General features: G+C 62.0%; 23 protein-coding genes. 9 read left to right on the top strand and 14 right to left on the bottom strand.

The genetic code is table 11. The features are described 5' to 3' along the window. Nucleotides 1-9 precede the first annotated feature (9 nt). Nucleotides 10-1,005 carry a helix-turn-helix domain-containing protein gene (locus QEN71_RS34320; RefSeq protein ID WP_201647692.1) on the top strand — a complete coding sequence of 332 codons (996 nt, stop codon included), beginning with the start codon at nucleotides 10-12 and terminating at the stop codon, nucleotides 1,003-1,005. A gap of 195 nt (nucleotides 1,006-1,200) precedes the next feature. On the opposite strand, the gene glyA is transcribed toward QEN71_RS34320, so the two are convergent. The 14 genes from glyA to QEN71_RS34250 all read right to left on the bottom strand — a co-directional run bounded on the left by glyA (nucleotide 1,201) and on the right by QEN71_RS34250 (nucleotide 14,875). Then, nucleotides 1,201-2,451, bottom strand: coding sequence for a serine hydroxymethyltransferase (glyA, locus tag QEN71_RS34315; protein WP_201647690.1), 1,251 nt, complete (start codon nucleotides 2,449-2,451; stop codon nucleotides 1,201-1,203). Nucleotides 2,452-2,740: 289 nt separating this feature from the next. Beyond that, nucleotides 2,741-3,055: a hypothetical protein gene (locus QEN71_RS34310; RefSeq protein WP_201647688.1), complete on the bottom strand. Its 315-nt coding sequence runs from the start codon at nucleotides 3,053-3,055 to the stop codon at nucleotides 2,741-2,743. 212 nt (nucleotides 3,056-3,267) lie between these two features. Further along, nucleotides 3,268-3,975, bottom strand: a complete 708-nt coding sequence (locus QEN71_RS34305; RefSeq protein WP_028232493.1) for a GntR family transcriptional regulator — start codon at nucleotides 3,973-3,975, stop codon at nucleotides 3,268-3,270. Between the two features lie 72 nt (nucleotides 3,976-4,047). Beyond that, nucleotides 4,048-5,079, bottom strand: coding sequence for a proline racemase family protein (locus QEN71_RS34300; protein ID WP_201647686.1), 1,032 nt, complete (start codon nucleotides 5,077-5,079; stop codon nucleotides 4,048-4,050). A 12-nt stretch (nucleotides 5,080-5,091) separates the two neighbouring features. Next, nucleotides 5,092-6,573: an aldehyde dehydrogenase family protein gene (locus QEN71_RS34295; protein ID WP_201647684.1), complete on the bottom strand. Its 1,482-nt coding sequence runs from the start codon at nucleotides 6,571-6,573 to the stop codon at nucleotides 5,092-5,094. Between the two features lie 2 nt (nucleotides 6,574-6,575). Beyond that, nucleotides 6,576-7,649 (bottom strand): proline racemase family protein, encoded by a 1,074-nt coding sequence (locus QEN71_RS34290; protein WP_201647682.1) that lies wholly within the window; start codon nucleotides 7,647-7,649, stop codon nucleotides 6,576-6,578. Between the two features lie 22 nt (nucleotides 7,650-7,671). Next, entirely contained in the window at nucleotides 7,672-8,961 is a 1,290-nt protein-coding gene (locus tag QEN71_RS34285) for an NAD(P)/FAD-dependent oxidoreductase (protein ID WP_201647680.1), read from the bottom strand. Next, the gene (locus QEN71_RS34280; RefSeq protein WP_201647679.1) at nucleotides 8,958-9,974 is read right to left on the bottom strand and encodes a 4-hydroxyproline epimerase; all 1,017 of its coding nucleotides are present in this window, start codon (nucleotides 9,972-9,974) and stop codon (nucleotides 8,958-8,960) included. Before QEN71_RS34280 ends, QEN71_RS34285 begins: the two co-directional genes overlap by 4 nt. A gap of 51 nt (nucleotides 9,975-10,025) precedes the next feature. Then, the gene (locus QEN71_RS34275; RefSeq protein ID WP_201647677.1) at nucleotides 10,026-10,904 is read right to left on the bottom strand and encodes a dihydrodipicolinate synthase family protein; all 879 of its coding nucleotides are present in this window, start codon (nucleotides 10,902-10,904) and stop codon (nucleotides 10,026-10,028) included. 37 nt (nucleotides 10,905-10,941) lie between these two features. Then, nucleotides 10,942-11,604, bottom strand: a complete 663-nt coding sequence (locus tag QEN71_RS34270; protein ID WP_201647675.1) for an amino acid ABC transporter permease — start codon at nucleotides 11,602-11,604, stop codon at nucleotides 10,942-10,944. 10 nt (nucleotides 11,605-11,614) lie between these two features. Then, nucleotides 11,615-12,286, bottom strand: a complete 672-nt coding sequence (locus QEN71_RS34265; RefSeq protein WP_201647673.1) for an amino acid ABC transporter permease — start codon at nucleotides 12,284-12,286, stop codon at nucleotides 11,615-11,617. A gap of 8 nt (nucleotides 12,287-12,294) precedes the next feature. Beyond that, complete coding sequence (locus tag QEN71_RS34260) at nucleotides 12,295-13,128, bottom strand: amino acid ABC transporter ATP-binding protein (protein ID WP_201647671.1); 834 nt, start codon at nucleotides 13,126-13,128, stop codon at nucleotides 12,295-12,297. A gap of 160 nt (nucleotides 13,129-13,288) precedes the next feature. Then, the gene (locus QEN71_RS34255; RefSeq protein ID WP_233471644.1) at nucleotides 13,289-14,011 is read right to left on the bottom strand and encodes a substrate-binding periplasmic protein; all 723 of its coding nucleotides are present in this window, start codon (nucleotides 14,009-14,011) and stop codon (nucleotides 13,289-13,291) included. Nucleotides 14,012-14,551: 540 nt separating this feature from the next. After that, nucleotides 14,552-14,875 (bottom strand): DUF4148 domain-containing protein, encoded by a 324-nt coding sequence (locus QEN71_RS34250; protein ID WP_201647667.1) that lies wholly within the window; start codon nucleotides 14,873-14,875, stop codon nucleotides 14,552-14,554. Nucleotides 14,876-15,108: 233 nt separating this feature from the next. Between QEN71_RS34250 and QEN71_RS34245 the strand changes: the two genes are divergently transcribed. The 8 genes from QEN71_RS34245 to QEN71_RS34210 all read left to right on the top strand — a co-directional run bounded on the left by QEN71_RS34245 (nucleotide 15,109) and on the right by QEN71_RS34210 (nucleotide 21,647). Further along, nucleotides 15,109-15,444: a hypothetical protein gene (locus QEN71_RS34245; protein ID WP_201647665.1), complete on the top strand. Its 336-nt coding sequence runs from the start codon at nucleotides 15,109-15,111 to the stop codon at nucleotides 15,442-15,444. A 122-nt stretch (nucleotides 15,445-15,566) separates the two neighbouring features. Further along, the gene (locus QEN71_RS34240; protein ID WP_201647663.1) at nucleotides 15,567-15,953 is read left to right on the top strand and encodes a hypothetical protein; all 387 of its coding nucleotides are present in this window, start codon (nucleotides 15,567-15,569) and stop codon (nucleotides 15,951-15,953) included. After that, a complete protein-coding gene (locus QEN71_RS34235) occupies nucleotides 15,950-16,090 on the top strand; it encodes a hypothetical protein (protein ID WP_201647661.1) in 141 nt (46 codons plus the stop codon). Before QEN71_RS34240 ends, QEN71_RS34235 begins: the two co-directional genes overlap by 4 nt. A 33-nt stretch (nucleotides 16,091-16,123) precedes the next feature. Continuing rightward, nucleotides 16,124-17,518 (top strand): APC family permease, encoded by a 1,395-nt coding sequence (locus QEN71_RS34230; RefSeq protein ID WP_201647659.1) that lies wholly within the window; start codon nucleotides 16,124-16,126, stop codon nucleotides 17,516-17,518. Between the two features lie 17 nt (nucleotides 17,519-17,535). Next, the gene (locus QEN71_RS34225; protein ID WP_201647657.1) at nucleotides 17,536-18,213 is read left to right on the top strand and encodes a hypothetical protein; all 678 of its coding nucleotides are present in this window, start codon (nucleotides 17,536-17,538) and stop codon (nucleotides 18,211-18,213) included. Then, nucleotides 18,200-18,487, top strand: coding sequence for a hypothetical protein (locus QEN71_RS34220; protein ID WP_201647655.1), 288 nt, complete (start codon nucleotides 18,200-18,202; stop codon nucleotides 18,485-18,487). The genes QEN71_RS34225 and QEN71_RS34220 overlap by 14 nt, the downstream gene beginning before the upstream one ends. Nucleotides 18,488-18,717: 230 nt before the next feature. Then, the gene (locus QEN71_RS34215; RefSeq protein ID WP_201647653.1) at nucleotides 18,718-19,848 is read left to right on the top strand and encodes an aminomethyltransferase family protein; all 1,131 of its coding nucleotides are present in this window, start codon (nucleotides 18,718-18,720) and stop codon (nucleotides 19,846-19,848) included. Between the two features lie 155 nt (nucleotides 19,849-20,003). Then, nucleotides 20,004-21,647 carry an APC family permease gene (locus tag QEN71_RS34210; protein ID WP_201647651.1) on the top strand — a complete coding sequence of 548 codons (1,644 nt, stop codon included), beginning with the start codon at nucleotides 20,004-20,006 and terminating at the stop codon, nucleotides 21,645-21,647. The last annotated feature ends 39 nt before the right edge of the window (nucleotides 21,648-21,686 follow it).

The following is a 21,686-nucleotide window of genomic DNA, read 5'->3' as shown; positions in this document are numbered from 1 at the left end:
TTTTTCTCGATGAGCACTACCCCCGTTTCGACAACCTCTTCTGGCGCACGTCTTTTCGCGCGCACAGTCGCCTTTTGCTCATTCACCGACGTGGACGAGCAGGCGCGCGCATTCGACGGCTGGAGCCTGCATTACACGCAGATCTCGGGCGGTCTTTTCCACGGATCGTCGTCGACGGTTTCGCTCGGTGGAATCCGGCTGCTCGTCGAACATCTGGACAAGGTCATCTTGCAGCAGGGCTCGGTGCCCTCCGACAGACTCGCGGTCGCCGTCCCGCTGGAACTGGAAGGCCATGCAAGGATGTGCGGAGAAAAGAGCGACCGGGACAGCCTGCATGTCTTCTCCGGCGCGCCGGAGTTCGAGTTCTTCTCGCCGGACCGCCATGTGCTCGTGAACGTCGAAATCGAGCCGGAGAAGTTATCGGCGGATTCGATGCGCGTGCTGGGTACGTCATTGCTTACCCGGCCTACTGGACCACTGGTTCCGATGGCAGCCGAAGTCGCGAACAATCTTCGCGATCTTCTCAAGCAGACACTTGCCGCGGCCGCGCAATCGTCGCCTGGCGAACAGGCCGACACCGATGATCGCGTTCAACTTCTCGAACGCACGATTCTCTATGCGATTTCCGAAGTCATCTCGGTTGCGCGAGACGCGGCCGCCAATAGCCGGCCGACGAAATACTGGTCGCTTGTGAATTCGGTGCAGGAAAAGCTTCAGGATCCCGCTTGCTGCCCGCTCTCGATCGCCGAGCTATGCGTTCAGCTCGGCGTGAGCAGAAGGACGCTGCAATACGCCTTCCAGGAAGCGCTCAATCTGAATCCGATTGCGTACCTTCGGGCGGTGCGGCTGAACCATGTGCGTCGGGAATTGCGGCTCGCTGAGTCGGTCACGACGGCCGCAACGAAATGGGGCTTCTGGCATCTCAGCAGTTTCGCGCACGACTATCGCGTCATGTTCGGCGAATTGCCGTCTGTCACGGCGAAGCGTGCGTCGCGCCGTGATTGAGAAATCGCGCAACCGCATCCCCGACTCGGCTTGAGCGACGAGAACCCGATGGTCGTGGAAGTGCTGACAGGCGTCGCGCATTGAACATGCTCATTCGCCTCTCTCTGTCTCTACTCGTGGCACCGGTTGTCGGACCCGGCACCACGAGCACTCATACCAGCGACCGATCGCCGACATGGCCAGGGTGCGTCTCGCTCACCTGCCGTAGACGGGGAACCGGCTCGTCAGCGCGGCCACTTCGGCCTTCACACGATTGCGAGTCTCTTCGTCCTCGGGACCTTCGAGTACATCGGCGATAAGGTTGCCGACCAGTTCCGCTTCCTTCACGCCGAAGCCGCGCGTGGTCATCGCGGGCGAGCCGAGGCGCACGCCGCTCGTCACGAACGGCTTTTCCGGATCGTTGGGAATTGCGTTCTTGTTGACCGTGATATGCGCGGCGCCGAGTGCCGCTTCCGCAGCCTTGCCCGTGATCTTCTTCGCGCGAAGATCGACGAGCATCACGTGGCTCTCGGTGCGTCCCGAGACGATGCGAAGTCCGCGCTTCACCAGCGTTTCTGCCAGCACACGCGCATTGTCGACCACACGCTGCTGATACTCCTTGAATTCCGGCGACAACGCTTCCTTGAAAGCCACGGCCTTGGCCGCGATCACATGCATCAGCGGACCGCCCTGAATGCCCGGGAAGATCGCCGAATTGATCTGCTTTTCGTACTCGGCCTTCATCAGGATCACGCCGCCGCGCGGGCCGCGCAGGCTCTTGTGAGTCGTCGTCGTGACGAAGTCCGCGTGCGGCACCGGGTTCGGATAGAGACCCGCTGCGATGAGACCTGCGTAGTGCGCCATGTCGACCATCAGATACGCGCCGACGCTTTTTGCGATCTTCGCGAGGCGCTCGAAGTCGATTCGCAGCGCGAACGCCGATGCGCCCGCCACGATCAGCCGCGGCTTGTGCTCGGCGGCGAGCGCTTCAGCCTTTTCATAGTCGATATCTTCGTTTTCGTTCAGACCGTAACTGACGACGTTGAACCATTTGCCCGACATGTTCACGGGCGAACCGTGAGTCAGGTGACCGCCTTCGGCGAGGCTCATGCCCATGATCGTGTCGCCCGGCTTGAGCATCGCGAAGAACACGCCCTGGTTGGCCTGCGAGCCGGAGTTCGGCTGCACGTTCGCAGCTTCGGCGCCGAACAGTTGCTTCACGCGGTCGATCGCCAGTTGCTCGACGACGTCGACGTGCTCGCAGCCGCCGTAATAGCGCTTGCCCGGGTAGCCTTCAGCGTATTTGTTCGTGAGCTGCGAACCCTGCGCAGCCATGACAGCGGGACTCGTGTAGTTTTCCGATGCGATCAGTTCGATGTGATCTTCCTGACGACGGTTCTCGTCCTCAATCGCGCGCCAGAGTTCCGGGTCGACATTCGATACAGTGCTAGCAGAATATTCAAACATGTGCTGTCCGTGCTGAGTGAGTAGTGGGCCGATCCGTGTCCGGGTCGGTCGTCTTGTCGGTCTTTGGCGCGCCGGCCAAACTCGGCGTCGCAAAGCGGCTTGCCATGCCAATCATGACGCCGCAACGAACCCAGGGGCTAGGATAATCTCGCCAACCTTCGTGTATAAGCCCGTCAGCACGGCAACCGCGTCACCGCACCCGCCTCGCTGGAATTGATTCCGGACCGTAATGCACGAGTCGATACGCTGATCCACGCGTTCAATGCGGGAACACGGTTTCAACAGAGGTTTAACGGAACAGGACAGCCAGGCCGGAGGCGCACCAGTGACGGAAAGCTGTTGCCCGGCCATAGTCGATCAGATATCCGACCGCGACGACAGCCCGATGACTCAACATGCATTTGGAGCGGTCGGATGATCTGACGTCCTTCGCAGGCTCGATGTCGCCAGTCGTGCCTGCTTGCTGAAGCAGCTTGGCGGCCTGCTGAGCGCTCATTCCGAACAGATGCGCCACCTGGTTGAATTCGAACCAGGCTGTGCTCTCGTCGAGGCGACCATCCAGTTTCCTGCTGCTCGACGCGCAAATATATTTCACGGACCTCATCGTGCACGCTCCTTCCCGTAGTCACATCGTCCGCAAGACGGCCGGTATGCTGTGATCGGCAGTTCCTGGTTGGACCTTGCCTCTATTTGACAGGGATCGCGTGCTCTTCCGATAGAACAAATTCGCCGATGAGAATGAATCGGGCCGCCAACGCCCCGGATTGGCGAACGGCGCCGGGATAGCCGGAAGCGCAGCTGCGCGTCTCGCGCCGCTTACAACAGCGCCATTGATTCCGTCATGTTCTGACGCATGTAGTCGAGGAAGCGCTTCTGGAACAACATCGTGTGCTCGTGCGCAAGCCGTTCCGCCGCCTCAGCGTCCTTGCGTGCAATCGCGTCGATCAATTCCGCGTGATCACGCCCGAGCTTCGTCGCGGTCGGTGACGTTACCGTGTAGTCGAAATGCAGATGCAGCAGCCGTTGCCCCTCGCCGAGCAGACGCTCGTAATAGCCCACGAAGTACGGATTGTTCGCGGCATGCGCGATGGCCATGTGCAATGCCTTGTTTGTTTCCGACATCGCCTGGAAGTCGCCGCTATCGACCGCCTGCATGTAGACGTCGTCGGCTTTCTGGATGCGTGCAAGGTCCGCGTCCGTGCGGTGCTGGGCGGCAAGCCGGGTTACCGCGCGCTGGATCAGGTCCAGCGCGGAGATGTACTTCGGGAATTCTTCGATTTCGAACGGTGTGACGAGTGTCGTCCGGTTGGGCAGGATGGTCACGAGACCTTCGCTGATCAGCCTGGCGAGCGCATCGCGCACGGGTGAACGCGACAGGCCGAACTGCGCGGCCAGCGACACTTCGTCCAGCGGCGCACCCGGCTTGAGCTGCAGCGTCAGGATCTGCTTTCGCAACTCTTCGTAGATGTACCGTCCGCCGTGCCGGCGACCCTGTGTCTCTGTCTCGCTCGTACCTTTGCTCATCGTTTCACCGCAGTCGTCGTGGGCCCGGAAAGACGGGCGCGCGGTCAAGTTTACCATCGCGCGCATCTCCCCTCAGACCTTCGGAAAACCCGAGCCCCACGTGTCGCTGAGCATGAAACCGGCTGCCAGCGGATCGTCGGGATCGACTCCAATCTGCTGGATGCCATATATCCACGCGCGGCCGCGTACTCGCGGGAGCACCGCCGGCCTGCCTCCCACCTCGGTTTTCCCCAGCAGTTCGATGTCGAACTCGCCGCCGATCGTCGAGCGCGACTTCAGCCGGCTGCCGATGTCCGCCAGGCCGCGCGCCGCGAGCGTCGCGAGGTTGGCCGAGCTGCCCGTCCCGCACGGCGACCGGTCGACGCGTCCTGGCGGCAGCGTCGTGCAGGTCTGGTACAGCGTGTCGCTGAGCCGGTTGCGGAACATCACGTACGCGACCTCGTTGATCTGCGGATACAGCGGATGCTGGATCCGGATCTGCCGGTTGATCACGTCCTTGAACGCAACACCAAGCTCGGCGAGTGCGCGTGCGTTTTCGGGTGCGATGGTGAGCCCTGTTTGCGCCACGTCGATCAGCGCGTAATAGACCCCGCCAAAGGCAACGTCCGCCTTGACGGCCCCGAATTGCGATGTCTCGAAAGCGAAGTCCAGTTGTTCGACGAACGCGGGCACCATATCGAGCGACACGCTCACGCAACGTCCATCCGCGCACGTTGCACGAGCGGTGACCAGACCCGCCGGCGTATCGAGCACCACAGTCGTTTCCGGCTCCTGCATCTCGACCATGCCGAGTTCGAGCAGCGCCGTGACCACGCAGATCGCGTTGCTACCGGACATCGGATGCGCCTTGTCCGCCTGCAACACGATGAAGCCGGCGTGCGCCTCGGGACGCGTCGGCGGCAGCAGCAGATTGACCGACATCTGCAGGCAGCCGCGCGGTTCGAGCACGACGAGTCTGCGCAGGCTGTCGTCGACCTCGTTGATGTAATTCATCTTGTCGAGCATGGTCGCACCGGGAATGCCGACGACGCCTCCCGTAATGACCTTGCCGATCTCGCCCTCGCAATGCACGTCGACGAGTTGCAGCGTTTTCTTCCAGCGCATGATCGCCTCGACTTACTTGATGTACCAGCCCCACGGCTTGTCACTGTTGAAACGCGTGATCTGTTTGGTCTCGAGATAATTGTTCAAGCCCCACACGCCCAGTTCGCGTCCGATGCCGCTCTGCTTGTAGCCGCCCCAGGGCGCTTCCGTGAACGTGGGCTGCGAGCAGTTGATCCACACGATGCCCGCGCGCAGCGCTCGCGCAACGCGTTCGCAGCGCGCGTCGTCGCGCGACATGACGGCTGCGGCAAGACCGAAGCGCGAGTCGTTCGCGGATTGCACTGCTTCGTCTTCGGTATCGAACGGCCGTACGCACACCACGGGTCCGAAAATCTCTTCGCGCCAGATCCAGCTGTCTTCGGGCACGTCTGCGAACACGACGGGCTCCATGAAGTAGCCCGTGTCGAGATGCGCGGGCCGCGCGCCGCCCGTCACCAGACGCGCGCCTTCCTGCTTGCCGCGCTCGACCGCTTCGCGCACCTTGTCGTACTGCCCCTCGCTGACGATCGGCCCAAGCAGCACGCCGTCATCGAGCCCGTTGCCAATGGTGATTTTGCGCGTTTCCTCTTCGAGCCGCTCAATGAGCCGCGCGTAAATGCCACGCTGTACCAGCACGCGCGACGTCGCCGAACACACCTCGCCCTGGTTCCAGAAAATGCCGAACATGATCCATTCGACGGCCGCGTCGATATCGCTGTCGTCGAAGACGATGAACGGCGACTTGCCGCCCAGTTCGAGGCTGACGTTCTTGATGTCCCGCGCGGCCGCCTGCATGATGCGGCTACCCGTCGGCACGCTGCCCGTGAACGCGAGCTTGTCGATGCCGGGATGTTCGCTGAGCGGCGCGCCCGCGTCCTTGCCGAAGCCCGTGACGACGTTGAGCACACCGGGCGGCAGGTCCGCCGCCGCCGCAATCCCGGCGAGTTCGAGCGCCGTCAGCGGCGTCAACTCGGAAGGCTTCAGGACCATCGTGCATCCCGCCGCCAGCGCCGGCGCGACCTTCCACGCCGCCATCAGCATCGGGAAATTCCACGGAATGATCGCGCCCGCCACGCCGATCGGCTCCTTGCGCACGACGGACGTGAAACGGTCGTCGGATAGCGCGACGGGTTGCTCGGCATTGTCGTCGAGTGTTTCCGCGAGGTTCGCGTAGAACTCGAAGCAGCCTGCCGCGTCGCCGAGATCCCACAGCGCTTCGGGCAGCGGCTTGCCGTTGTCGCGCACTTCGATTTCGGCGAGTTCGTGCAGACGGTCGCGAATGCCCTTGCCGATCCGCCGCAACACAGCGGCCCGCTCGGCGCCGCGCATGCGCGGCCACGGACCTGCGTCGAACGCCTTGCGCGCCGCCTGCACGGCGAGGTCGATATCCTCTGCCGTCGCAGCGGCCACTTTGGCGAGTACCAGCTCGCTGCTGGGGTCGATGGTGTCGAAGCTGCCGTTGTGGACGGGCGCGACCCAGCGGCCGTCGATGAAAAGTCGATCGTAGGATTTCATGTTCAGTTTGAAGTTGATTGACGCGATTTGATGAGCTTGTCGTCGACTGCTTCCAGCCATGTGTCGGCCACGGTGAAACCCGTCTGGAAGCGGTCCGTCGGATCGACTCCGATCTGCGAAATGGCAGTGATCCACGCCTGACCGGACACGACGGGCACCACGGCCGCGTAATTGCCGACCTTCGTTGTCGCAGCGACGCGGCTTTCGAATCGCGATCCCGTGATCGATTCATGGACGAAGGTTTCTCCGACGTCGATCAGACCGCGCGCGTGCAAGACCGCGAGGCGCGCCGACGTTCCCGTGCCGCACGGAGAACGGTCGCAACGCCCCGGCGACACGACGACGGTGTTGCGTGCAAACAGCTTGCCGTTTTCCCGCCGCAACGGGCCCATGAACTGCGTATTCGTGACGCCCTTGATCAGAGGATTGAGCGGATGCGAGAAAGGCAACTGCTCGACGGCGGCCGCCTTGATTTTCTGGCCGAGTTCGCAAAGGTCTCGCGCTTCATCGGGAGCGATATCGAAGCCGAGCGCCTGCGCGTCGACCAGGGCATACGTCATGCCGCCGTATGCAACATCTATCGCGGTGCTGCCGACGCCGGGCACCTCGACATACGCATCCCGATGCGCGACGAAAGCGGGCTGGTTCGTGAACTCGACGCGCGTCACTTTGCCATTCGAGCACTCGCATCTCACATGAATGAGTCCGGCGGGCGCTTCCAGCACCAGCTCCGTGACGGGCTCGCGCATCGGCAGAATGCCCGTTTCGAGCAGCACAGTGGCGACGCACATCGTGTTCGAGCCGGACATCGCCACGTACTCCGTCGATTCACCGATCACATAACCCATCTGCGCACGAGGATCTGTGGCGGGCAATATGAAGTTGACGTTGTGATTCACCGAGCCGCGAGGCTCGAAGAGACATATCCTGCGCAGCTCGTCTGCGTGCTCTTCGAGATACAGCATCTTCTCGAACATCGTGCTGCCCGGCACGTCGATCAGCCCTCCCGTTACGACGTTGCCGACTTCACCTTCGGCATGGCATCCGACCATCGTGAACGTCCTGTTCCAACGCATCGTGTTCTCCGTGATGGTGACTCTAGAAGCGGTAAGCACTGAACGGCGCGAGGTCCTGTTTCGTCGGCCGTCCCGCGACCAGATCGGCAATCAGTCGTCCCGTCGTTGCGCCGAGCGTGAGACCGAGTTGCCCGTGACCGAATGCCATGAACACGTTCGACAGTCTGCGCGAACGGTCGATGATCGGCTTCGTGTCCGGCAAAAACGGGCGATAGCCGACGCCGTATTCGACATGCGACGTGCGCATTTCGGGCAACACGCGTTTCGCCTTGTCGAGAATGATGTCCGCGCGCCTGAAGTCCGGTTTGGCGCCGTGGCCCGCGAACTCGATCGTGCCGCCGATCTGCAGACCGCGCGTCATCGGCGTGAAGCAGAAGCCGCCGTCCGCATAGATCGTCGAGTGGCGGATTTCCACGCCCGGGTCCGAGACGACGGCCTGATATCCGGCGATACCCGTCAGCGGCACGTCGATCCCCAGTGAACGGAAGAAGCGCCGCGCGCCCGTGCCCGCGGCGACGATCACATGCCGGGCGGCAATGCGCTCGCCGTTGGCCAGCGTGACGCCCGTCGCCTGGCCATTCGATTCGTCGATGCGATCCGCTTCCGTACGAATCCGGCGGCCGCCCTGCGCGATGAAACTCGCCGTGAGCGCCGCGATGAAGCCCATCGTGTCGCTCACTGCACGCCAGTCCGGAAACATCAGCCCGTGTGAGAACCTGCCTGCGAACGCCGGTTCCAGATCGCCGATTTCCTTCGCGTTCAGCCGTTGTGACTTGAAGCCGAGCGACTCGCGCAGATCCAGATGCGGCTGCTCGTGCACGAGCGCGCTGGGATCGTCGAATACTTCGAGGATCGGCCGCTCGCCCATCAGCGTCTTGTCGTCACAGGCGTCGAGCAGCGGCGCGAAGTCTGCGTAGACGTCGTGCGTCAGCGTCGCCATCGACTGCGCAATCTCGACGATCTTCGCGTGCCGCGCGCACATCAGAAAGCGCACGAACCACGGGACGATGCCCGGCAACGCGCTGGGACGAAGCGACAGCGGTCCCTTCCGGTCGAACAGCCAGCCGGGCACTTTCATCAGCACGCCGGGCTTCGACAGCGGAATGACTTCGCTCACGGCCATCTGGCCGCAACTCCACTTCGCCGTGCTGTTGCCGGGCGCTTCCGGGTCGATCAGCGTGACGGCGTATCCGGCGCGCTGCAGATAGAGCGCGCAGCACACGCCCACGATGCCACCGCCGATCACGACGGCGGATTCCCGGTTCGAAGGCAGCGTGTCACGCGAAACAGTGTCGCGAGGAACGGCGTTCAATTCGCGTACTCCTGCAGGCTGAAACCATGAGCATAGGGCTGGGCATCGTCCACATAGTATTCTGCCCGCCCGGTGATCCACGCACGTCCTTCGACGCTCGGGAACACCGCGTCCAGACCGTTCCCGAGTCTCGTCGTGCTTTCCACGCGGCCCGTAAAGCAACTGCCGATCAGGCTCTGATGCCGGAAAGCTTCACGTTGCGCGAGCATTCCGCGTGCGTAGCGCTGCGCAACGCGGGCGGAGGTGCCCGTGCCGCATGGCGAGCGGTCGATCAGACTGTCGCCCGCGATCACGACCGCGCGCGCATCGGCGTCATCCGAGATGGGCGCGCCCGTCCACATCGCGTGTCTGATGCCGCGTATGGCCGGGTCGTCCGGATGGACCACGTCGAGCGTTTCGTTCACCGCCTGTTGCAGCTGGCGACCCCACATAAGCAGTTGCTCCGGCGAGAAGTGTTCGCAGCCGGGAAAGTTGGGCTGGACTTCGACGATCGGATAGAAGTTTCCGCCATATGCGATATCGAGCGTGAGTCGTCCGAAATGCGGGTGCGCGATCTCGACATCGCGATGCAGCAGAAAGCTCGGCACATTCGTGAAGCGCACCGACGCTACCCGCTCGCCGTCCATCTCGTAGCGCGCGTGAAGCTTGCCCGCAGGCACGTCCACGACGACGGTGCCGGGCGACTTCGGCCGCACGAGTCCCGCTTCGAGCGCGAACGAGATCGAGCCGATCGACGCATGGCCGCACATCGGCAGACAGCCTGAAGTTTCGATAAACAGCAGGCTCATATCCGCGTCGGCGGAAACGGGCGGATACAGCAGCGTCCCGGACATATGTGCATGTCCGCGTGGTTCGAGCATCAGCGCGCGACGAATCCAGTCGTGGCTTTCGACGAACGCCTTGCGGCGCGCTGCCATCGTCGCCCCTTCGAGGGCCGGCGGGCCGTCGATCAACATGCGCACGGGCATACCTTCCGTATGCCCTTCGATGCTCACGAAACGGTGTCTGCTCATTCGATTGTCCCGAAAGAGGAAAGCCGGCGGCCTGATCCGCCGGCACGGTCGTCAGGCCTGTACGGCTTCGAAGACAGCACGGAAGTCGGCCTTTTCTTCGTCGGTCAGCGGCTTCAGCGGCATGCGCGCAGCGCCGACCTTGAAGCCGGCCAGCTCGCAGCCATACTTCACCTTCTGCACGAACTTGCCTGCTTCCATCGTCGCCATGACCGGGAACAGCGTGCGCATCACGTTCTGCGCGCCGCGAATATCGTCGGCAGCGAACCTGTTATAGAACTCCACGACCTGCTTCACGAAGCAGTTTGCGGGACCGCAAATCCAGCTCGTTGCGCCCCACAGGAAGAAGTCGAGTGCCTGATCGTCGGAACCGCACGACAGCTGGTAGTTACCCTTGTACTTCTCGCCGATCTCGATGGCACGCAGCAGATTGCCGCTGCTTTCCTTGATACCCACCACGCGCGGATGGTCCTTGAACGCATCGAGCACGCCGAAGCCCACTTCGACGTTGGTGCGCACCGGATAGTTGTAGAGGATCACGTTGACGTCGGGCACCGCTTCGAGAATCGCCTCGTAATGGCCGATCAGTTCTTCCTGCGACGGCAGCGCGTAGTACGGCGGCGCGATGAGCACGTTCGTGTAGCCCGCATCGCGCACCAGACGTGTCTGCTCGATCACTTCGCGTGTGCTCGAACCGTTCGCGCCGCCGATCAGCGTGCCGCGTCCGCCGACCACTTCGCGCACGGTCTTCAGGATCGCGCGGCGTTCGTCGTGCGTCAGTGCATAGTATTCGCCCGTCGAACCCAACGGCACGAAGCCCGTCACGCCCGCCTTGAGCTGGAATTCGAGGATGTTGGCAAGGGTGTCGTGATCGACGGCGCCCGAGGCATTGAACGGCGTCACGAGTGCGGGCAGGATTCCCTTCATCTGCATGATTGTTTCTCCACTTAACGATGGACTGGTTGGGGTATCAGGCAAAACGCGAAAGCAGGCGTGTCTCGACCACGCCGACGAGACGCGTCAGCGGGAATGCGACAAGGAAATAAATGATCGCGACGGTGGTGAGAAACTCGACCGGCCGCGCGGTACTGGTCGATATGCTCTGACCGACGAACATCAGGTCGGCGACGCCGACGGACGAAATCAACGCGCTCTCCTTGAACAGACTCACGATGTTCGACAGCAGCGGCGGAATCGCGCGCAGCAGCGCCTGCGGAAAAATCACGTAGAGAATCTTCGCGTGCGCCGACAGACTCAACGCGATGCAGGCGTCATGCTGCTCGGCCGAAATCGACTTCAGCGCGCCGCGGAATGTTTCGCTGGTGATAGCCGCCATGTACAGCGTCAGCGAGATCACAACCGACAGATACGGCGGAATCTCCACGCGGAAAACCACGGGGAAGCAGAAATACACCCAGAACAGCTGGATCAGCAAAGGCGTGCCGCGAAAGAACTCGACATAGAGCGACGTCGCTGCTTTCATCCAGCGCGAAGGCGACATTCTCAACAGGCTCAGAACGAAGCCCGCGAGGCTTCCGATCACCGCGCAACTGCTCGTGAATGCAACCGTGAGCGCGAGCCCTTTGAGCAATACCAGCCAGTACGGCAGCACGGCGGAAAATTCGAGGTGCATGGTCTTCTCCTCAACGGCGGACGGCGAGGTCCTGACGACGCTCGATCACATGCACCAGCCTGGCTATCGGCAGTGAGAGCGCGAAGTAAATGAGTGCGACCAGCGTGTACGTTTCGAGCGGACGATACGCTTGCGTCGCGAGGCTCTTGCCGACATACATCAGGTCCGCGACGGCCACGATGGCCACCAGCGCGCTCTGCTGCAGGCTGCCGATGCCGTTGGTCATCAGCACGGGCATCGCACTGCGCAGCGCCTGCGGCAGCACCACATAAAAGGTGCGCTGCCAGGGCTTCAGTCCGAGCGCGATGCAGGCATCGAGATGCTCTTTCGGGACTGCCTGCACACCGGCTCGATACGCCTCGGCGTTGAAGGCCGTCAGGTTCAGGCCGAGCGCGAGCACGCCCATCATGATCGGATCGATGAAAACGTCGACCATCATCGGAATGCAGTAGAAGAACCAGACGATCTGCAGCAGCGCCGGCGTGCATCGAAAGAACTCGATAAAGAGTTGAGCGGGCCAGCGAACCGCGGGCCACCGGCTCATCGCGAGCAGACACAGGAAGAAGCCCAGCACGAGCCCCATCGCGTTGGAGGCGATGGCCAGTTCGAGCGTGACCTTGAGCCCGGCGAGCAACGCGTCCGCGCTTCCCGCCAGAAAACCGAAATCGAAGTGGTAGTTCATCGCGGGCCTCAGTCGAGATGCAGCACTTTCTCGAGGAATTCGCGGGTGCGTGCTTCCTTGGGGCACCTGAACATGTCGGCGGGTGCGCCCTGCTCCACGATTTTTCCGCTCGCGCAAAACACCACGCGCGTAGCGATATCGCGGGCGAAATGCATGTCGTGCGTCACGATGATCATCGCCATCTTCTGTTCGGCGAGTTGCAGCATCACGTTCTGCACTTCGATGACCATTTCCGGGTCGAGTGCCGACGTCACTTCGTCGAACAACATCAGCTTCGGCTCGAGCATCAGCGCACGCGCGATCGCCACACGCTGCTTCTGCCCGCCCGAAAGCTGGCTCGGATACGCATGCAGCTTGCTCTCCAGACCCAGCCGCGCGAGATACATGCGGGCCCGCTCGGTGGCCTGCGCTTTGGACAGTCCGCCGACCTTCATCGGCGCGAGCACGAGATTGCCCAGCACGGACAGATGCGGAAACAGCGTGTAGTGCTGGAACACCATGCCGATCTGCTTTTGCAGCCTGGCGTCGATGCGCTTCGAGCGGCCCGAGTCCGCACCGTAGATATACGGCTTGCCCTGGAAGCCGATCCGTCCGCCCTGAATGCCTTCCAGTCCCATCATCACGCGCAGCAGCGAGCTTTTGCCGCTTCCGCTCGGGCCGATGATGACGAGCCGGTCGTCGGCGCGCATGTCGAGATTCATGTGGTCCATGACCACCAGGTTCTCGCCGTAGGACTTGTACACATCCTCGAATTGCACGAAGTCGCCCATCGTGGACGGCGTGAAGTCCATCACGGCCGGCGGCGTCTGAGATTGGGCAACCATGGTTTGCGATGACAGCATGAAGTCTCTCCAGCGGAACGCGCCTTACGCGCGCGAAGGTGAATCGAACCCTGCGACCGTCGATGTGCCGATGTCTATGCGTCGGGAACCGGCCACAAAAACGCACGCTGCGACGCCTGCCGCGAGCGAGCGAACGATCGCTCGCGACTGGCAGCAACCGTCACTTGTTCGAAGCGAGCATGGATTGAACGGACGTCTTGATGAGGCGATTGACCGCGCCGGAGCTGACCTGCTCGCTCACGTACTTGTTGAGCATCGCGATGTCCGCGGCAGGCGTGTCCTTCCTGATACCGAACGCGACTTCCTGCTGCGCGAGCGGCGGATTCGGCTGAATGGCGACGGCCCAGTCGGGATGCGCCTCCGTCAGCAGCATGTTCGTGATGTTGGCGTCGGCGAGAAGGTCGGCGCGTTTGGACATCAGCGCGAGGCGGGTTTCGTCGTTACCCGGCAAGCGCATGATTTGCGCCTGTTTGAAGACGGTCGTGATCGCCTTGTCCTGCGCGGAACCCGACATCACCGCGACCGTCACGCCCGGCTTGTCGATGTCGGCGATGGAATGCGCGCCCTTCGCGATCTTCGGGTTGTTCCTGTTGTAGACGAACGAAACGTTGTAATCCGTTGCGGGCGCGGAAAACGAGATCGCTTTTTCCCGCTCCGGCGTGTCGTTGAGCGCCATCGACAGGTCCCATTTGTTCGATTGCAGACCCGCGACGATGTTGTCCCACGTGGTATCGACGAACTCGACTTTCACTTTGAGCACATTTTGCCCGAAGTTACGACACAACTCCGAGAAGAAGCCGCTGTATTCGCCCGTCTTCGGGTCGCGCATGACGTACGGCGGCGCGACGGCAGCGCCGCAACGCAAGACGCCGGCCTTCTTCACACTTTCCCAGCCAGCTGGTCCTTCGGCATGCGCCGGCGCGCTGGCAACGACGCAGACCACTGCTACGAAAGACAGGAACGTTTGACGGACAAAACAGGACAGCCGAACCATGGTGACCTCTCCAATAAGGGTAATTCCGAGGACGGAACACGCGTGCCACACAAATCTGTGTATTTGATTGTGTGCAGCGATGTATGCATCCTAGAAAATCATAAAGGGAGCTGTCAACCAGGAAATTGCCCTGGTCGAAACTTCATGCGCTGCGTGGCGGTTTTCGTCTGAAGACGGGGAGGCCTTCCTGGCGGCGATGTGCGCGAGGATGAACTGCGGAAGGGGCAAAGCGGACCGGGACGTCGAAAAGACGCTCGTGATCGGACAATTACGCGCGGACCTGGACGGTGCCGGTCCGGCGATGCTGATGCAGTGTCAAAGGAGGTGGGTTGGGGGTGTCAGACCATTCAGCGAGCGCGCGCAGGCCACCCGCCGATGTAGCGGCGAATGAGCCCTCGCATATTCGATGTCCAAATTGCGACTGTCTGCTCAACCAGGCTGAGAATGCTGGCACTCCGTCTTAAACCAGTAGTCGACCAGTTGCTGCGCCGCTTGCAGATCCTCCGGATAGTACGGGTCATACCACGGCGACGGGTCGTAGCCCGCTTTTCTCAGCGCAGCCAGTTCGCTGTGATGTTCCGCCATCGTCGGGGGCGCGTTTGTCCTGAGCGCCGCCAGGTCGCGGCACTCTGTTGGCGTGAGGTGCGGACCCGCAGCAGGCACGCCGCCACCGACACCAACGCCAACAGCACAGCCGGCGAGCGAGAACACCAGAGCGGCAAGTATCGACAATGTTCCTGACGGCTTTCGCATGGCATGAAATGGAGTGTTCGGTGCGTCGACAACTCGCACAAGAAGTGAGCGACCCGCGTCCATTATCGCTCTCTTTCACTTCCCGCCTGCCCCTACCCACCAAACCGCATTGACAATCGCGCGTCGACCAACAAATACTGTCAGGAAACTTTGTTGATCAGAGTGAATTCGCAAACGAAGCTGGATCATCGACCTTCGCCGGCAGCGCCGGCACGTCCCAGGGAGTGGCCGACATGGAACACGCGATTCGCAAGCGCATCAATCAGATGTTCTCCCGCGACCGACGTATGGCGCAGATCGCCCTTCTGCTGCTCTGGGTGACGTTGGGCTATGTGTATTTCGCGGTCACTTCGCAGACAAGCGATCTTTTCGTTCGCATCGCGCTCACCATCGGTGCGGGCGCCGTGCTCGTTTTCAACTCTGCGTCGATTCTCGCCATGATCCGTCATTACCAGGAAGACAAGGATCACATCTACGGGCTCGACATCCGTCACCTCGATGAGAATCGCGCCGCCAAGGCCGCGCTCTCCGGCAGCGACGACGAAGCGCTCAGCCCAGCCGTCGATTAAGCGCTCCGCATCCCGTTTCAATCCGTCCGATGTGCTCACCCGGCGTCCTGCACGCACCGGGCGGCTGTCGCATTGCACTCGCTCCTGCAAACCGCAAAGCCTTTATCAGAATGGAGACCCCAATGGAAACCGATTACGTCCCTCCCGTTCAGAAAGGCGTGGGCCAGTTTATCGACAGCATCTTCCTGCTGGTGCTCGTCTACTGCAGCCTGCTCGCGCCGTTATTGCTCAAGACACCCGACAAACCGCCCGAAGCGCAAGCTGCCAAAACACAAGTGTCCTGGCGAGAGCTCGGACAAACGCCTGCGATGGAAGCGCAATGGCGCAAGCTCGGCTATGACGCGCAGCAGGCGAAGCCGATCATCACGACGCGCTTCGATTACCAGATCGAACCTGTCTCGCTGATCGTGACGGCGCTCGTGATCGCGGGGTATTTCGTCTTCGTGCTGCGTGTGTCGGACCGGCAATACCGTCAGGTGATCGCCGAAAAATTCGGGGAGACGTCATGAACTTCTGGCAATGGCTGAGCAACGCCGCATGGGGTCTTTCGATCCTCATCTTCGCGTGGATTCTGATCGATGCGTTCAGGGTTCATCGCGACTACGACGACGACTTCCTGATGAGTTCGACGGAAGGCAAAGAGTAATCCGACAGTCATCATGTCGCAAAGGAGCAGCTCATGAGTGACGCAGCAGGCGTAGCGCAGCAAGGCGAGCGGATCGCGTTGCTGAAAGTGTTGGGTCCGATTCACGTGTGGGCGCTCGGCGTCGGCATCGTGCTCGTCGGGGAATTCATGGGCTGGAATTTCTCGGTCGCGAAAGGCGGTGCGTATGGATCGCTGATCGCGTGCTGGATCATCGGCCTGCTCTATACGTGCGTCGCGATGATCGACTCTGAAGTGACATCGACCGTCGCGGCCGCGGGCGGCCAGTACACGCAGGCCAAGCACATCATCGGACCGTTGATGGCGTTCAACGTGGGCCTGTATCTGGTGATGGCCTACACGATGCTTGAAGCCGCCGATGCACTGGTGGTCGGCGATCTGATCAAGGCCGTCGCCGCCGACTCGGGCTACGCGAATTTTGACTCGCGTCCATTCACGCTGGTGACGATCGCGTTTCTCGCGCTGCTGAACTATCGCGGCGTGTTCGTGACGTTGACGGTCAACTTCGTGATCACGGCCGTCGCGTTCATCGCGATCGTCGTGCTGTTTCTCGGCGTCGCGCCGTGGCATCCCGGACAGACACTCATTCATCGCGAGCTTCTCACTCAACTGCCCTATGGGTGGCTTGGCGTGGTCGCCGCGTTGCAGTTCGGCATGTGGTATTACCTCGGCATAGAAGGCACCTGTCAGGCTGCCGAAGAGGTTCGCTCGGCGGGCCGCTCCATTCCGCTCGGAACGATGTGCGGGATGATCACGCTGCTCATTGCAGCCGCCATGACCTGGTACGTCGCCACGGGCCTGATGCCGTGGGAATATCTTGGCCAGGCCGTGACGCCGCTATATGACGCCGCCCGCCTGTCCGGCAGCAAGAGCTTGCAGACGTTGCTTTTCGTGGGCACGTTGTTCTCTGCGGTAGCCTCGGCGAATGGCTGCATCAACGACGCATCGCGTGCATGGTTCTCGATGTCGCGCGACCGCTATATGCCGATGTGGTTCGGCGCGGTGCATCCGCGTTACCGAACGCCCTATCGCGCGATCATCTTTCTCGTGCCGATCGCCATTTCGTTCGCGTTCACAGGGCTGCTCGATCAGGTGATCACGTTCTCGATCCTCTCGGGGCTGCTCGGCTATACGTTCATGTCGATCAACATCATCAAGTTTCGCCGCCAGTGGCCGCTCGGCAGCATCAATCGCGGCTACATCCATCCGTTCCATCCCATTCCGGCGATCGTGCTGGCGGTGCTGTGCACCGCGACCTACTTCGCGACGTATCTCGGCTACGGCACGTCGCTGCTGTCGATCATGGCGTTCTACATCATGGCGTCGATCTGGTTCGCGCTGCATCGATACAAATACGTGAAGCGCGGCGATCAGTTCACGATGGACTGGCCGCGTCCCAAGAACTATTGAAGCGAGGCGCATCCGATATGCAATCAGCGGGAATCGTGCTGGCGGTCCTGTTCGCGGTCGCGCTGGTGCTGATGCACCGGCGCGACCGCCATGCATTGAGAACGGAGCGCGGCAAGCTGTTCGACGCGTGCCTTGCTCTCTTCGAAGGCCATCGCGTTACGCAGGATGCCGTCGCCTGGCCCGTGCTGGCGGGAACGTATGGCGGATACGAGGTGCACATTGCGCCACTCGTCGACGACGTCGTGTTTCGCAAGGTGCCGTCGCTGTGGCTGCTCGTCACGGTGAAGCGCAAGCTGCCCATCGCGGGCAGGGTCGATATGCTCGCTCGCGCGCAGAACACAGAGTTCTATTCGCCCGCCGACGGTTTGCCCGTTCGCATCGCCACGCCGCATGAATGGCCGCGACAGATGACGATCAAGGCCGACCGGCCTGCTGCCGAGTTGCCCTTCGCCGCGCTCGATCCTCACGTGCGCGCATTCTTCGCAGACCCTCGCGCGAAGGAGATGCTCGTGACCCGCGAGGGTGTCAGGATCGTCTATCAGGCACATGGCGCGGATCGCAGCGAGTATCTCGTGTTGCGGCGCGCCGTGTTCCGTGACGCGCGGTTGCCGGCGGCGCTCGTCGGCTCGCTGCTCGATCAGGCCGTGCAGGTATGCGCCGCTGTGATGAAGGGAGGCGTTCATGGGCAAGCTTAAGGCCACACGGCCGGTGCATCCGTACATCGTGCTGATGGCAGCCGTTCTGCTGCCTGGCGCGGGACAGGTGATCAACCGGATGCCGACGCGAGCGCTCATCATGCTGTTCTTCATGCTCTCGCTCGGGTTCGTGACGATGCAGCTTGCCCCGCCCGGGCGATCGTTCATCGGCAGCCATGCAGGCGGCGTGTTCGTCTACGCGATCGCCGTGATGGACGCGTATATGATCGCGCGCTATCGATGGGAAATGTTCCGCAGTCGCGCTGCCGCCTGATGAACGTTTCCGGGTGAATCGCCCGCCGGCGTCCTCACGCCCGTACGCTTCACAAAAATCAAATAAAAAAGTTGTCGCCGCAATCGCGGCCTGCCCCCTCTCCCCGTTTCGTCTACCTCATTAGTCGTACCCCGACTAACGGATTGAGCATTTGTCGCCGATAAGAAACGATCTCACCTGTAGAGACAGCGACATGCATGAATCCCATCATCGACCTAACGGAGTGTTCTATGGCAAATTCCTGGCGCATCTCGGCGCTCGCAGAGCGTCACCGTGCCCTGGGTTCCAGTCTCGAAGACTGGAACGGTATGGGCACGGCGTGGACCTATTCGACGGACCTCGCCGACCATCACGAGGCGATCCGCACGAAAGCCGGACTGATGGACGTATCCGGCCTGAAAAAAGTCCATTACGTGGGCCCGCACGCCGAAAGCCTGCTCGACTGGGCGACGACGCGCGACATCGGCAAGCTGTATCCCGGCAAGTCGGCATACGCCGCGATCCTGAACGAGGAAGGCAAGTTCATCGACGACTGCATCGTGTACCGCACGGGGCCCAATGCCTTCATGGTCGTGCACGGCGCGGGCGCGGGCTACGAGCGCCTCGTGCGCTCCGCGCAGGGTCGCCAGGTGGCCGTGCTGTTCGACGACGATCTGCACGACCTGTCGCTGCAGGGACCGCACGCGGTGGATTTCCTCGCGGAACACGTGCCCGGCATCCGCGATCTGCCCTATTTCCATCACACGCAGACGCGTCTGTTCGGGCGGCCCGTGATGATCTCGCGCACGGGTTATACGGGCGAGCGCGGCTACGAGATCTTCTGCAAGGCCGCTGACGCGCCGCTCATCTGGGACACGATCCTCGCCAAAGGCGCGGGCTTCGGCATCGTGCCATGCGCGTTCCTCGCGCTCGACTGGTTGCGCGTGGAGAGCTATCTGCTGTTCTACCCGTACGACAACTCGGAGATGTACCCGTTCGCGGACGAAAAGGCGGGCGACACCTTGTGGGAACTCGGTCTCGACTTTACCGTGTCACCCGGCAAGACCGAGTTCTGCGGCGCGCGCGAACATTTCCGGCTCGCGGGGAAAGAGCGCTTCAGGATTTACGGTGTCGACATTGCGACGTCCAAGGCCGCGTCCGCGGGCGACACGCTGTGGCGTGACGGAGAACAGGTCGGCGTGATCACGTGCGGCATGGTTTCGCGCCTGACGGGCCGCTCGCTCGCCATAGCCCGCATGAATGTCGAGCACGCCCGCGACGGCGTCGCGCTGGAAGTACGAGGCAGTATCGATGCACGCGCAACAGCGGCGGCGTTGCCATTCGACGATCCGGAAAAGAAGAAGCGCACGGCGATCGGCTAACCACATTCTGGCTGGCATGCACCGGCGGTCTTACCTACCCCGAGGTATTGTGACCGGCCGCTTGCGCATTGCACCATGAATTCCTGCCTTGTTCTTCGATATCGACAGATCACGGCCGCGACGCGTTGTCGGGCACGTGATCGAGGAGACGTAAATTGAGTGCAACCGAAGAGATTCACCGTCTGGAGGGACTGGCCGACGACGGCGTGCGGTCGACCCTCAAACGCTCGCTGACATGGAAAGACGCATTCTGGGTGGCGAGCGGCTCGCCGGCGTTCGTCCTCTTCACGCTGGGCGCGATTGCCGCAACGGTCGGTCAGCCCGCGTGGATCATCTGGATCGCGTCCATCTCCATTGGCTTTATCCAGTGCTTCACGTACGCCGAAATCTCCGGGCTGTTTCCGCACAAATCGGGCGGCGCATCGATTTACGGCGCTATCGCGTGGGTCCGGTATTCCAAGTTTCTTGCGCCCGTGTCGGTATGGTGCAACTGGTTCGCGTGGTCGCCCGTGCTGGCGCTCGGTACGGGCCTCGGCGCGAGCTACATTCTCTCCACGCTGTTTCCCGCCGATGCCGCCATCAACACATGGTCGTTCACGTTGCTGAAGCTCGACTTCATCAAGGACGGCCTGAACCTGCGCATCAACTCGACGTTCATCCTCGGTGCATCCCTGCTGCTGCTGACGTTCTTCATCCAGCACCACGGCGCCGAGCGAGCCGCAAAGCTGCAGAAGTACATGGGCATCATTGCATTGATTCCGCTGACCGTCTTCGGTCTCGAACCGCTGCTCACGGGCACGGTCCACATGAGCAACTGGTTTCCGCTGCTGCCGCTTGCGCACGACGCCAAGGGCAACGTCGTGCCGGGGACATGGAATGCCGCCGGCTGGACGCTGATGATGGGCGGACTCTTCGTCGCGGGATGGTCGACCTTCGGGTTCGAGACGGCCGTCTGCTACACCCGCGAGTTCAAGAATCCGAAAACCGATACCTTCAAGGCAATCTTCTATTCGGGCTTGCTGTGCCTCGCCGTGTACATCCTCGTGCCGCTGTCGTTCCAGGGTGCAATGGGACTCAAGGGGCTGCTCGCGCCGGAAATCTACGACGGCACGGGTGTCGCGGCTGCGATGGCGAGAATCATCGGCGGCGGCGCGGCGATCTTCTACCTGATCGTCGTGATGCTCGTCTTCACGCTGCTGCTGTCGGTGATGACCTCGATGATGGGCTCGTCCCGAACGTTGTATCAGGCCTCCGTCGACGGCTGGCTGCCGCGCTATCTGTCGCACGTGAATGAACACGGCGCGCCCACGCGCGCCATGTGGACCGACCTCTGCTTCAACCTGATCCTGCTGATGATGTCGGATAACGTCGCGGTGCTCGCGATGTCCAACGTCTGCTATTTCGCGTTCGTGTTCCTGAACCTTCAGGCGGGCTGGATTCACCGGCTCGATCGTCCGACCTGGGCGCGGCCGTTCAAATGTCCGAACTGGCTGCTGGCGCTCGGCGCACTGTGCGGTTTCATCGATCTGGTATGCATCGGCGCGGGCGCGGACATCTGGGGACCGGGCACCTTGCGCAATGGACTCGTGGCGATCGCGCTGATCATCCCCGTCTTCATTTATCGCCACTACGTGCAGGACAAAGGCCGCTTCCCCGACGCCATGCTCGACGACCTCGAACTGCGGCCGGATGACGGCACGACCCGCCGCCGCGCGGCTGGCTGGCTTCCGTATCTGACGCTGGTGGCGACCGTGCTCGTGGTCTGGTTGTCCCATCACTTCGCCGTGTTTCCGGCGTAACGGTTGCGTTCGCAGACCGCGCTGCTCAAGGAGTCTCGC

Source organism: Paraburkholderia sabiae (genome assembly GCF_030412785.1).
GTDB lineage: Bacteria > Pseudomonadota > Gammaproteobacteria > Burkholderiales > Burkholderiaceae > Paraburkholderia > Paraburkholderia sabiae.
This window is presented reverse-complemented; position numbering and strand designations above follow the sequence as displayed.